At 68.9% G+C, this 12,461-nt stretch carries 11 protein-coding genes and 1 tRNA gene; 4 read left to right on the top strand and 8 right to left on the bottom strand.

From position 1 onward, the window contains the following. The first annotated feature begins 32 nt into the window (after positions 1-32). A tRNA-Leu gene (locus FB559_RS06655) sits at positions 33-107 on the top strand. A 1,223-nt stretch (positions 108-1,330) separates the two neighbouring features. Continuing rightward, positions 1,331-2,107: a Bax inhibitor-1/YccA family membrane protein gene (locus FB559_RS46605; RefSeq protein WP_425455107.1), complete on the top strand. Its 777-nt coding sequence runs from the start codon at positions 1,331-1,333 to the stop codon at positions 2,105-2,107. A 113-nt stretch (positions 2,108-2,220) separates the two neighbouring features. Here FB559_RS46605 and FB559_RS06645 read toward each other — a convergent pair whose 3' ends face one another. From FB559_RS06645 to FB559_RS06630, 4 genes are all read right to left on the bottom strand, one after another. Next, positions 2,221-2,631: a PPOX class F420-dependent oxidoreductase gene (locus tag FB559_RS06645; protein WP_141954377.1), complete on the bottom strand. Its 411-nt coding sequence runs from the start codon at positions 2,629-2,631 to the stop codon at positions 2,221-2,223. A gap of 9 nt (positions 2,632-2,640) precedes the next feature. Next, a complete protein-coding gene (locus FB559_RS06640; protein WP_141954375.1) occupies positions 2,641-2,868 on the bottom strand; it encodes a DUF4287 domain-containing protein in 228 nt (75 codons plus the stop codon). A 230-nt stretch (positions 2,869-3,098) separates the two neighbouring features. Then, positions 3,099-4,319 (bottom strand): acetyl-CoA C-acetyltransferase, encoded by a 1,221-nt coding sequence (locus FB559_RS06635; protein WP_141954371.1) that lies wholly within the window; start codon positions 4,317-4,319, stop codon positions 3,099-3,101. A gap of 101 nt (positions 4,320-4,420) precedes the next feature. Beyond that, on the bottom strand, positions 4,421-5,773 hold the full coding sequence (locus tag FB559_RS06630; RefSeq protein WP_141954369.1) for an outer membrane protein assembly factor BamB family protein: 1,353 nt from the start codon (positions 5,771-5,773) through the stop codon (positions 4,421-4,423). 135 nt (positions 5,774-5,908) lie between these two features. Between FB559_RS06630 and FB559_RS06625 the strand changes: the two genes are divergently transcribed. Further along, positions 5,909-7,279, top strand: a complete 1,371-nt coding sequence (locus tag FB559_RS06625; protein WP_141961534.1) for a cystathionine beta-synthase — start codon at positions 5,909-5,911, stop codon at positions 7,277-7,279. 71 nt (positions 7,280-7,350) lie between these two features. On the opposite strand, the gene FB559_RS06620 is transcribed toward FB559_RS06625, so the two are convergent. Continuing rightward, positions 7,351-9,516, bottom strand: a complete 2,166-nt coding sequence (locus FB559_RS06620; protein ID WP_141954367.1) for an MMPL family transporter — start codon at positions 9,514-9,516, stop codon at positions 7,351-7,353. A gap of 177 nt (positions 9,517-9,693) precedes the next feature. On the opposite strand from FB559_RS06620, the gene FB559_RS06615 reads away from it, so the two are divergent. Continuing rightward, complete coding sequence (locus FB559_RS06615; RefSeq protein ID WP_141954365.1) at positions 9,694-10,848, top strand: cystathionine gamma-synthase; 1,155 nt, start codon at positions 9,694-9,696, stop codon at positions 10,846-10,848. A 13-nt stretch (positions 10,849-10,861) separates the two neighbouring features. Here FB559_RS06615 and FB559_RS43680 read toward each other — a convergent pair whose 3' ends face one another. From FB559_RS43680 to FB559_RS06595, 3 genes are all read right to left on the bottom strand, one after another. Then, complete coding sequence (locus tag FB559_RS43680; RefSeq protein ID WP_185792067.1) at positions 10,862-11,467, bottom strand: hypothetical protein; 606 nt, start codon at positions 11,465-11,467, stop codon at positions 10,862-10,864. Between the two features lie 140 nt (positions 11,468-11,607). Continuing rightward, entirely contained in the window at positions 11,608-11,691 is an 84-nt protein-coding gene (locus tag FB559_RS46600; RefSeq protein WP_425455106.1) for a DUF397 domain-containing protein, read from the bottom strand. Then, positions 11,682-12,416, bottom strand: coding sequence for a helix-turn-helix domain-containing protein (locus FB559_RS06595; protein WP_185792066.1), 735 nt, complete (start codon positions 12,414-12,416; stop codon positions 11,682-11,684). The genes FB559_RS46600 and FB559_RS06595 overlap by 10 nt, the downstream gene beginning before the upstream one ends. Positions 12,417-12,461: the final 45 nt, after the last annotated feature.

Here is a 12,461-nt window from a genome sequence, read left to right as displayed (position 1 = left end):
ACTATTGGCGCTATCCCGGTATGATTGCGGGCGCCCCCGTAGCCCAACAGGCAGAGGCAGACTCCCTAAAAGAGTTGTTCGTGTCGGTTCGACTCCGACCGGGGGCACCGGTCCTTGACAGGAGTTGAGTGCTCGTTCGACCCCTTTGGTCTAGATCGTCCTGACACGTGTCGCTCCGTCGCGCGCCAGCCTCCACGCGCGGCGGGGACTGGCAACTGCGGTGGGGGAGCGCCCCTACCTGCGATAGGGGCCACCCGCAGTCGTCGGCCGCCGGGCGGAAATACTCAGGAGAGCCTTTCACGGAGTGGGTGGATCGTCTTCTCCCGAGGCGTTGCCTCGGGGTCGGGTGCGGTATCCCCAGGCGCTGTACGACGCTCTGGAGCGCTCCATGGCTCTCGACGTCGCCGCGTGGGCATTCTCGGCGCTGGGCATGCTCGCCGCCGCCGCGCTCGCGTGTTCGCGCCTGGCAGGTCGATCCGGCCGCCTACAGACCTGCACCCTCTATGCCGCGGGTGTAGGTGCCCGGCCGGTCACCTACCACCACGATCCGCGTCGTTCGCGGACCAGCGACTGCCCGGAACCAGCCACTGCCCGGGCAGTGGCTGCCGGGTCCGGCCACTGAGCAGGACCGGCCACAGTCGGGGACCGGCGACTGCCGGGTCCGGCCACTGCCCGGGTCCGGCCACTGCCCGGGGCCGGCCACTACCCGGGGCCGGCCACTGCCCGGGACCGGTGACTGCCCGGGAGTCCTGTTTGACGGTGCGCGGGAGCTGTCCCAGCGCTACCTCGACGGGCTGGTCGCGCCCGCCAGTGTGCGCTGGGTCGGCAACCAGCACAGCGCGCGGCCCGGCCGGGACAAGACGCGCCGCGCCCGGCGAGTGCCGTCCCATGGACCGCCCTTGGCCCGTTGAACGCGGGTCACCAAGGGCTCTCGCCCAACCGGCTCAGAGGTTGCCGCGCCGGTGGCTGCCGTGGACTGGTGGCTGTCGGGGATCGGTGGCTGCCGTGGACTGGTGGCTGTCGGGGATCGGTGGCTGCCGTGGACTGGTGGCTGTCGGGGATCGGTGGCTGCCGTGGACTGGTGGCTGTCGGGGATCGGTGGCTGCCGTGGACTGGTGGCTGTCGGGGATCGGTGGCTGCCGTGGACTGGTGGCTGTCGGGGATCGGTGGCTGCCGTGGACTGGTGGCTGTCGGGGATCGGTGGCTGCCGTGGACTGGTGGCTGTCGGGGATCGGTGGCTGCCGTGGACTGGTGGCTGTCCGGGACGGGCGTCTGCCATGGACCGGCCACCGCCCCGGACCGGCCCGCCGGGCCCGGCCGGAGCTCCGTGATGCATTGGACGCGCCGAACGTCCGGTGGTGCTGGTGGCCGCGACCAAGGACGGTCGCTCACGCTCCTCACTCGCTGTGCGGCCGACCTCGTCCCTCGGCCGTCCACTCCGCTCGCTACGGCCGGGGACCGCATCGCCAACGCGCGTCGCGCCGGCCGTCGGCCTGGTCCTCGGAGCGATCGTGACCTTCGGCCGGAAGGTCAGCGCGGGCGCTCGCATGCGCTTTGCCGCTTCGTACGGCGTTGCCGTCGGCGAGGTCGGCCCACACCCGTGTCTCCCGCAGGCGGTGGTCGGTACCGCGCCGGGCGGTGGTCGGTACCGCGCCGGGCGGTGGTCGGTACCGCGCCGGTCGCCGGCGCGATGCCCACCGTGTACTCCCTGCGGATCGTGACGCGGAAGGTCGCCAGGTCCACCATCGCGGCCGGGTCGTCGCTGCGACATCGACGACTTCATCGACGACGTGCAGAAGGACCGCAAGCGTCGGTATCCCGATCCTCAAAGCTGCTGGCGCCGATCTTTCGCGCCGGCGGCGTCAGAGGCGGCGGTGCGCTCGGCATCTTCTTCAGCGTGGCGGTGACCATGGTCGGCCGCCGCTACCTACTGCTCGACCTCGGCCCAGCCGGAGACGGCGTGCGCTCTCGCGCCCCTCGGACGACGCCGTGGCTCGCGGCGTCCAGGCCTGGTGTGGTCTGCCTCGAGACCCTGCGTGTTCAGTCCCGCTCCCGTGGTCGGGCCCGAGCCCCGCCTGTGCGCGCGGCAACGCCCCTGCGGTGGTGACCGCGGAGCCCCGTCTGTGCGCGCGGCAACGCCCCTGCGGTGGTGACCGCGGAGCCCCGCCTGTGCGCACGGCAACGCCCCCGCGGTGGTGACCGCGGGGGCGTTGGTGGCTGTCAGCCGTGGACGTCGGGGCCGGCGTGTGTGATCGTCACGCGGACCAGCACCCGGCGATCGTTTTCCATGGACTCGCGGTATTCGTCCCAGTCCGGATGTTCACCAGAGATCATCCGGTAGTAGTCGACCAGCGGCTCCATGGCGTCCGGCAGGCGCACGATCTCGGCTTCGCCGTCGACCTGCGCCCACTCGCCGAAGAAGGCATCGGTGAAAAGACAGAGCGTCACTCGGGGATCGCGGAGCAGATTGCGGGTCTTGGCCGCGGTCTCACGCGTGCTGACGATGATCCTTCCCTTGTCGTCGACCGCGCAGATCACGGGTGACGTCTGGGGTCGGCCGTCGGCATGACGCGTGACCAAGACCGCCCGGTGGTGTTCACGGGCGAAGTCGCGGGCTCGGCTCGGATCCACCGAACGCCGCTAGAAGCGAACGGCCCGCCGGTGCAGCTCGTGCTCGTGCACCAGTGCGACCGCGTAGCCGTGAGAGAGTCCGTGCTCGTCTGCCAGCCAGTTGACCCGCTCGTCACATCGGAGGAAGGAGGGGCCGTTGTCTATGGCTTGGAACCACTCGGGGAGGTCACGTCCTGTGACTTTCGGGATGCGTGCGATGAGATTTTTGTGCGTCTCCGGTGAGTGGTTCAGGGACATAGGCACCTCCTGGCTAGGTGTGCATCTTTCCTGACGACTCTGCAACAGCGATGCCCATCGCACAACCCCCCGGGGGCGACCTTTCTGTCACGGCAAGTAGATCATCGGTCACCTAGCGTCGTGACTTCATTACGAGCCGCTAACGTCCTGGTTGCGAGATGCTTAAGGGCGCGGGCCCACCAGGTAGGACCGGGCAAAGGGAGGGCCCGCGCGAGGCCGTGCGTACGCGGTCAGCTGAGGCGTTCGAAGACCATCGCCATGCCCTGGCCGCCACCGACGCACATGGTCTCCAGGCCGAGCGTCTTGTCGCGGGTCCGCAGGCCGTTGAGCAGGGTGCCGGTGATGCGCGCCCCGGTCATCCCGAACGGGTGGCCGACGGCGATCGCGCCGCCGTGGACGTTGAGCTTGTCGAGGTCGATACCGAGCTGCCGGTACGAGGGGATCACCTGGGCGGCGAACGCCTCATTGATCTCGACGAGGTCGATGTCGTCGATCGTGAGCCCGGCGAGCTTCAGGGCCCGCTGGGACGCCTCCACCGGGCCGAGGCCCATGATCTCCGGCGAGAGCGCCGAGACGCCCGAGGAGACGATGCGGGCGAGCGGGGTCAGGCCCAGCTCGGCGGCCTTGGTATCGCTCATCACGACGACCGCGGCGGCGCCGTCGTTGAGCGGGCAGCAGTTACCCGCGGTGACCGTGCCGTCGGGGCGGAACACCGGAGCGAGCTGTGAGACCTTCTCCAGGCTCGTGCCCGCCCGAGGCCCGTCGTCCTTGGAGACGACGGTGCCGTCCGGCAGTTCGACCGGGGTGATCTCGCGCTCGAAGAAGCCGTTGTTGATCGCCTCTTCGGCGAGGTTCTGGGACCGGACGCCGAACTCGTCCTGGTCGGCCCGGCTGATGCCCCGCATCTCGGCGACGTTCTCCGCGGTCTGCCCCATCGCGATGTACACGTCGGGGATCTCGCTGTCCTCGCGCGGGTCGTGCCATGCCTCCGTGCCACCCTCGCCGCGCTTGGCCGTACGGGCCTGCGCGCCTGCGAACTGGGGGTTCATGGTGTCCGGGAGTCCGTCACTGCTGCCCTTGGCGAAGCGGCTCACCATCTCGACACCCGCCGAGACGATCACGTCGGCCTCGCCCGCCTTGATCGCGTGGAAGGCCATGCGGGTGGTCTGGAGCGAGGAGGAGCAATAGCGGGTGACGGTCGCGCCCGGCACGTTGTCGTAGCCGAGCAGCACGGCCACCACGCGGGCCATGTTGTACCCCTGCTCGCCGCCCGGAAGGCCGCAGCCGAGCAGCAGGTCGTCGATGTCGGCCGGGTCGAGCTGCGGCACCTTGTCGAGCGCCGCGCGCACGATGCGAGCGGTGAGGTCGTCGGGACGTAGTTCCTTCAGCGATCCCTTGAACGCCCGTCCGATCGGGGAACGAGCGGTCGCGACGATGACTGCCTCAGGCATTACGGGTCTCCCTCATCTCGGCCCGGCAGGGTGTTCGTGCCGGATGCCCGATTCGCAGGCTACTGCGTGGGAGGGCCGATGCCTACTGGAGGGTAGCAAAGCTATTGGTACATTCCCGGGCTCGTTCCGTCGCCGTCGTGGACGCCGTGCAGGCCACCGTGTTCGTCGCGCCACACGCGCCAGCCGTCGACGGCCCCGGTGTACCACCCCGGCGGCACCGCCTGCGCGGCGTCGAGCCGCTTACCGGTCTTGAGGTCGTACGGGCAGAGTGCGGCGATGGGGTAGAAGCCCTGCTGTCCAGTGATCTTCAGAGGGGCCGGCGTCGTCGTGCAGAAGGACCACGCGCGTGCGTGGCCGCCGACCGCCCGGCCGGTGCGCAGGTCGTACATCTTGCTCGGCCGGTCGTGGGCCAGGAAGCCGACCGCCGACAGGTCCTGCGGGAAGGCCAGCCACCAGTTGGCCCCGGGCGCCCCGGTGGTGGTCAGGCGCGACATCGAGCGGCCGGTGTGCGGGTCCAGCTCGGTGAAGCCGCCGTACCGGTCGGCGCCGTCGACCTCTCGGGTGATCAGTGCGACGGCGGGGTTCGCGCTGGGATAGACGCGCAGGAGCCGCTTGTGCGCCCACTGCTGCTTTCCGTCGGTGAGCCGCAGCGAGAAGAACCCGAACGGGGACAACGGGCCGTTCTTGCGGGTCTGGTAGGGGGCCACATAGCCGATGAGCGCCTCGCCGGCCGAGCCGAACGCCCAGCCGCCCGAGAGGTCCGCCCCGCGCCCGAGGGCGTTCTCGACGGGGAAGGTCCAGGCCGTCTTGCCGGTGGCGAGGTCGTGTGCCTCGACCGTGGGGTGGGCGGACATGCGGAACAGCACCACGCGCTTGGGGCCGGCCCACTCGACCTCGGCGACTCCTGGCATGTGCCAGGCCGGCTTGCCGGTCGCGGGGTTGACCACGGCGAAGTCGGCCGACTTGCGCGCGGTGGACTCGGACACGCAGAGCATGTCGCCGCACGCGGCCGGGCCGAAGGTCGTGCCGACGTTTCGCGTCCAGCGCTGCGCCCCGGTGCGCGTGTCGCGGCCCACCAGCGCCGCGCCCCGCCCATGTGTCTCCACGCTCGCCACGACGGCGTGCCCGGCCGGTCCGGCGACGGCCGGCGGCGCGACTCCCATGGCGGCCGGGCGGCCGGAGATCACGGCCGGGTGCGCCCACAGCCGCTTGCCGTCGTGGACGTCACTGACGACGGTCTGGAGCCGCCCGCCTGGCAGGAGGCCGGTCACCGCGGTGACGCCGGATCCGATCACGGGCCTGCTCACCGCGTTGACCGCCGTGTCGTTCCAGGCCGGCTTGGCCGCCTCGTGGGAGGCCCCGTGCGAATCGCCGCCGCACGCGGCCGCGCCGATGAGCAGGGTGGCAATCTGTGCCGGTATGAACGCGAAACGTAGTCGCCGATGGGTCGTCACGGCCGGGCCTCCTCCGGGTTGAGCGCCGATCGGAGGCTAGCAGCGAAGAGTGACGTTCCGCAGACGGAACGTGACGGTGAAATGGTGAGGTACCTTCTGAGCAGAACTGTTACGGACCGACAAGGACGTCGCGTGGTGCGTGTTCACAATTCACTGACAGAGCTCATGGGGAACACCCCTCTCCTGCGCCTCCACAAGGTCACGGCCGGGGCGCGGGCACAGGTGCTCGCCAAGATCGAATACTTCAATCCGGGCGGCTCGGTGAAGGACCGCATCGCGGTACGGATGATCGAGGCCGCCGAGGCCTCGGGCGCGCTGCGGCCGGGCGGGACGATCGTGGAGCCCACGTCGGGCAACACCGGTGTCGGCCTGGCCATCGTCGCCCAGGAAAAGGGGTACCGCTGCGTCTTCGTCTGCCCCGACAAGGTGGCGGGCGACAAGATCGCGGTACTGCGGGCGTACGGCGCCGAGGTCGTCGTCTGCCCCTCGGCCGTCGCGCCCGAACACCCCGAGTCCTACTACTCCGTCTCCGACCGGCTCGCCGAGGAGATCAACGGCGGATGGAAGCCGGACCAGTACGCCAACCCGAACAACCCGCGCTCTCACTACGAGACGACCGGCCCGGAGATCTGGGAGCAGACCGAGGGACGGATCACCCACTTCGTCGCGGGCATCGGCACCGGCGGCACGATCACCGGGACCGGGCGCTACCTCAAGGAGATCTCGAACGGCCGGGTGCGGGTCATCGGCGCCGACCCCGAGGGCTCGGTCTACTCCGGCGGCAGCGGACGGCCCTATCTCGTCGAGGGCGTCGGCGAGGACATCTGGCCGCAGACCTACGACCGGACCATCTGCGACCAGGTCATCGCGGTGAGCGACAAGGACTCCTTCACCATGACGCGGCGGCTCGCACGCGAGGAGGCGCTGCTCGTCGGCGGCTCGTGCGGACTGGCGGCCGTGGCCGCGATCCGGGTCGCGGCCGAGGCGGACCCCGATGACGTCATCGTCGTGCTGCTGCCCGACGGCGGGCGCGGCTACCTGTCCAAGATCTTCAACGATGACTGGATGGCCGACTACGGCTTCCTCAGCTCCGAGACCGAGGAGCCGCGGATCAGCGACGTACTGTCCCGCAAGGGGTCCGTGCTCCCGGAGTTCGTGCACGTCCATCCGCACGAGTCGGTCGGCACGGCCGTGTCCATCCTGCGGGAGTACGACGTGTCGCAGCTGCCGGTAATGAAGGAGGAGCCCCCGGTCATGGCGGCCGAGGTCGTCGGATCGGTGGGAGAACGGGATCTGCTCGAGGCCCTGGTCAGCGGCCGGGCGACCGCCGACGACCCGCTCGAGGACCACATGGCGCCGCCGCTGCCCATGGTGGGCTCCGGCGAACCGGTGAGCGAGGCCGTGGGCGTGCTGGAAAAGGCGGGTGCCGCGGTCGTGCTGGTCGACGGCAAGCCGGCCGGGCTGATCACCCGTCAGGACCTGCTCGGCTTCCTCGCGGGCACCTGAGCACCAGAACGAAAGAAACGCCCGGCGACGCGAATCGCGTCGCCGGGCGTTCTTCTGGTCGGGCCGCCCGGTCAGTTAGGCTGCCCTGCCAGCTCAGAGGGCTCTTCGGCCGGTGGGCCTGAGCCGTTGTTCTTCGCCCGGTCGGCGTGGCCGGGCCACCATGCCGCGTGCCCGATCAGCGCGGTGAGCGCGGGCACGAAGAAGGTGGAGACCACGAACGCCGAGAGCAGGATGCCGATCGCCACGCCGAACCCGATCTGGGCCAGGAAGGACAGCGGCGAAATCAGCAGCACGGCGAAGGTGCCCGCCAGGATGATCCCGGCGGCCGCCACGGTCGGGCCGGCGTGCTGGATGCCGACCGCCGCCGCACGACGCGGCTCGTGGCCCTCCCGAGCCTCCTCACGTAGTCGCGCGATCATCAGGATGTTGTAGTCGGTCCCGATGGCCAGCACGAACAGGTAGAGGATGATCGGCAGCTGGAACGTCAGGCCGGGTTTGCCCTCCGCTCCCTGGAACAGCAGGACGCTCGACCCGAGCGTTGCCGTGAAGCCGAGCAGCACCGCGATCACCAGGTACACCGGGGCGACCAGCGAGCGCAGCAGCAGAGCCAGGATGATCGCGATCAGTGCCACCGCCACGGGCAGGATCACCGAGAGGTCGCGACTGTTGACCTTGTTGATGTCCCCGAAGACGGCCGTGGTGCCACCGACCAGCACCGTCGTGCCGGGAGGCGCGTTCTGGTGCGCGGTGGTCCGAAGCGGTCCCTTGACGAGGTTGATGGCCTCGTTCGAACTCGGGTTGAGCTTGAGTACGACACCGATCTTGGCGACCGTGCCAGCGGGGTTGATCTCGGCCGGCTGGACCTGCCCGACGCCGTTCGCGTGCATCAACGTCTGCCGGAACTGCTCGATCGCCGGCTTGTCGAGGGGGCCGTTGCCCTTGACGTAGACCTGGGTGGGGTCCGTGAGGCCGGGCGGCAGGCTCGCCTGCAGGTCCTTCAGCGCCTTGGCCGACTCTGTGCTCTGCGGCTGTCCGGCGCTGAAGTCGTAGTCGGCCTTGAAGCCCAGTGTCGCGGCGGCGAGGGCGAGCAGGACGATGCCGGAGGCGACCGCCGTGACCAGCGGGCGGCGTCCCACGGCGTTGCCCAGCCGCGTGTAGAAGCTCCCCGTCGGCTCCTTCTGCCACGACTTGGACGGCCAGAACACGGCGCGGCCGAGGAGCGACAGGAGGGCCGGGACGAGCGTGAGCGCCGTGATGAGCATGACGCCGACCGCGATCGCCAGCTGCGGGCCGAGCGCTCCGAAGGACTTGAACTTGGCGAGCAGGAGCACCAGGAACGCCACGATCACCGCACCCGCGGCCGACGTGATCGCCTCGCCCACCCGCTCGACCGTGACCATCATCGCGGTCTTCTTGTCCTCGCCGAGGCGTAGACGCTCACGGAAACGGAAGAGCAGGAACAGGATGTAGTCGGTGCCGATGCCGAACAGCACGATGACGATCAGCGTTTCGAGGCTGGGGTCGAACTTCAGGCCGAACGCCTTACCGATGATCGCGGAGACCGAGTTCGACACGAAGAGGACCAAAGCGATCACAACGATCGGTAGCGCCGCCGCGAGGGGAGCGCGGAAGATCGCCAGGATCAGGATGATGATCAGCGCGATCGTGGCGACACCGATCAACGCCAGGGTCTTGTTGTCCGAGTCGGCGTTGTCGACGGTGCTGGAGACCTGGCCGGTCACGCCGTACTGCAGGCCACTGCCCTTGAAGACGTCGGCGGCACCCAGGCGGAACTGTTTGATGCCGTCTTCGTTCTTCTTTTCCAGCTTCTGGTCGGTCCAGCCGATGGGCAGCGGGATGGCGACGACCTGAACGCGGTGGTTCTTGGAGAGAGCCTGCGGCCCGGTCTGGACCGCGGTCACGTTGGGGTAGTGCTTGGCCTGCAGCGTCTGCGCCGCCTGGCCGATCTTCGTCTGGTCGGCGGCCGTGAGCGGCTGTCCGTCACTCCGCTTGACGACCATGAGCTCGTTGCTGGTCTTCTGGCTGCCGCTGGGGAAGGCACTGTCGGCCAGTTTCCCCGCCTGGACCGACTCGTACTTCGTGGGCAGGAAGTCCTGCTGGTCGGTATGCGTGTCGAGCTTAGGTGCGAGCGCAACGGCGACGGCGGCTGCCACCAGCCAGGTCACGATCGTCCACCATGGGTGCCGTACGACCGTACGACCCAGCCATCCGAACACGGGTGGCTCCCCCTCCATCTAGTTCCAATTGTCGCTATGAAGGTAAGGGATGGAGGCGACTGTTACCTCCACACATAAGGCGAGATGGGTGCTCGTACCTTTGGGGGAGAAGTCTCATCCCTGGGGATGGCTCACTGTTGGTACGGCTGTGTCGGTGGACGTACTAGCCTCGCGTCCATGGACGGTTTCAACGACGTGACCGGCTTCGACACACTTGCCATTCACGCTGGCCAGGACCCCGACCCCACCACGGGGGCGGTCGTCCCGCCGATATATCAGGTCTCCACCTACAAGCAGGACGGCATCGGAGGGCTGCGCGGCGGCTATGAGTACAGCCGTACGGCCAACCCCACGCGTGCCGCGCTCGAAGAGTGCCTCGCGGCGCTCGAGGGCGGCGTGCGCGGGCTCGCGTTCGCGTCCGGAATGGCGGCCGAGGACACGCTGCTCCGGGCGATCTGTAAGCCGGGCGATCATGTGGTCATCCCCGATGACGCCTACGGGGGCACGTACCGCCTCATCTCCAAGGTCCTGTCCCGATGGGGCCTGGAGTACGACCCGGTGTCGGTGGCCAGCGTCGAGGCCGTACGCGCCGCCATCCGGCCCGACACCAGGGTGGTCTGGGTGGAGACGCCCACCAACCCGCTCCTGGGCATCGCCGACATCGCCGCGCTCGCACAGGTCGCCCATGACGCCGGCGCGCTGCTCGTCGTGGACAACACGTTCGCGTCGCCGTACCTGCAGCGGCCCCTGGCGCTCGGCGCCGACGTGGTCGTGCATTCGACCACCAAGTACCTCGGCGGCCATTCCGACGTCCTGGGCGGCGCGCTGGTCGTCTCCGACGTCGGCCTCGGCGGCGAACTGGCCTTCTACCAGAACTCCATGGGTGCGGTCGGCGGTCCGTTCGACGCCTGGCTGACCCTGCGCGGCATCAAGACCCTCGGCGTGCGGATGGACCGGCACTGCGCCAACGCCGCGCGCATCGCGGAGTTCCTGGTGCGGCATCCGAAGGTCGGCTCGGTGCGCTATCCCGGGCTGCCGGACCACCCGGGCCACGAGGTGGCGGCCAAGCAGATGAAGGCGTTCGGCGGGATGGTGTCCTTCCAGCTCACCGGCGGCGAGGAGGAGGCCGTACGCGTGTGCGAGGAGACCCGGCTGTTCATCCTCGGGGAGTCCCTCGGCGGTGTGGAGTCGCTGATCGAGCACCCGGCCCGCATGACGCACGCCTCGGTCACCGGCTCACCGCTGGAGGTGCCGGCCGACCTCGTACGCCTGTCGGTGGGCATCGAGGACGCCGACGACCTCCTGGCGGACCTGGAGCGGGCGCTGGGCTGAGGTCTGCCCGGGGTCAGCCGTTCCAGACCATCAGCACGAGGATGACGATCCAGATCAGCGCGACGACGCCCGAGATCATGGCGATCCGGCCGGTCTCGACCTTGGCGAGCTCTTCGTCGGCGGGCGCCGGGGCCTTTTTCGGCTCCGGCGCCGGGGTCTCGGCCTTCGCGGCGTCGCCGGTGTCGACCTTGGTCTCCGTACCGGCGACCGGCTTGTCGGCCGGCGCGGTCTGGGCGGGGGGCGGCGTCTGCACCGGGGGCGGCGTCTCGGCGGGCGCCGCGGCACCCCGCTCGGCGTCGGACAGCTCGATCTTGTGCAGAGCCTTGCGCTGGTCGCGCTCGATCAGCAGCAGCAGCACGAACGCGACGATGAACAGCGTCATCGACGCCGTCAGCCACACCTGGTTGAACTTCCCGTGGGCCAGCAGCAGGCCGAACAGGAAGATACCCAGCGTCAGCAGCCCGTAGATCCGGGTCGCACGGTTGAGATAGCGCACGACCGACGCGTCGGCACGACGGATATAGCGAGGCGTCGCCATGGTCGCGGCCGTTATCGGCCCGAGTGCGAAGATCGCGAAGCCGACATGAAGGATCAGGAGCAAGCGATCACCACTGGACATGCCACGACCCTAGCGCTCACTGGGGGTCGCAGCCAGCGCACCCTCTGGTCATGGTGCGCGTCGGCCACGACTCCGGCCTGAGGCCACCCAGGCGGGGCTTCCCCAGGGGAGTGGCAAGGGACGTCGTTCAGCGGAAATGCTCAGTCGACGACGGCGATCTCGACGCAGTTGCCCTGGTCGGCGCTGCGGGTTGACTTGCGCCAAACGAGCCTTTTCAGGTCCATTTTTCGTCTATCACTTTTCCAATCAGGTTGAGAGACTCCTGTTGCGAGAGAGCGAACGTTCTGATGGTCTCCCATGAAGCAGTCAAATCGGCGAGATCCTCGCGACTGCTGGTGATGACACCTCGGATGGCCGTCTCGACGTACGCTACGTCGCCGCCCTCAACGGTAGCGATGGTGAAGGCCCCTCTAGGGCGAGGGTTCATCTCAGATCGTACGATCTGGACCGTCAGGCGTGGACTGACGGATGCGATGAGGTGCTCCAGCTGATGCCGCATCACCTCTGTGCCGCCGCGCCCGTGATACAGCACCGCCTCGTCCAGCACGACGTAGAACATCGGGGGCTGCTCCTCCACCAGAATGTCCTGACGTTTCATGCGCTTGGCGAGACCGGCTTCGTCTCCGGGTAGGAGCGCACGCGCGTAACCCTCGGTCTGAAGCAAGCCGGGAATGACCGAGAGTTCGAACGCCCGTAGTACGTCAGCCTGGCTCTCCTCGTCCACCCACTCGCGGAACCAGCCGGGCAGGACCTCGCCGTCGAGCTGCTCGTAGATGTTCATCAACGCGCCCGGCGGCACACCGAGCGCCCTCTCCATGGCCGTGACCTGCTCGGAGCGGGGCCTTAACTGGGCGGTCTCCACATTGCTGACCCAGCCATTGGTGTAGCCGAGTTTCTTGGCGAACTCCTTCTGCGTGAGCCCGGCGGCGTCGCGGAAGGTGTGCACCATGCGCCCAAGGGTGACGAGCGTCGGACTCCGAAGTTGGGCCATTTC

It is taken from the genome of Actinoallomurus bryophytorum, assembly GCF_006716425.1.
Lineage (GTDB): Bacteria > Actinomycetota > Actinomycetes > Streptosporangiales > Streptosporangiaceae > Actinoallomurus > Actinoallomurus bryophytorum.
The sequence above is the reverse complement of the archived record's forward strand: the minus strand, read 5'-3'. Positions and strand labels throughout refer to the sequence as shown.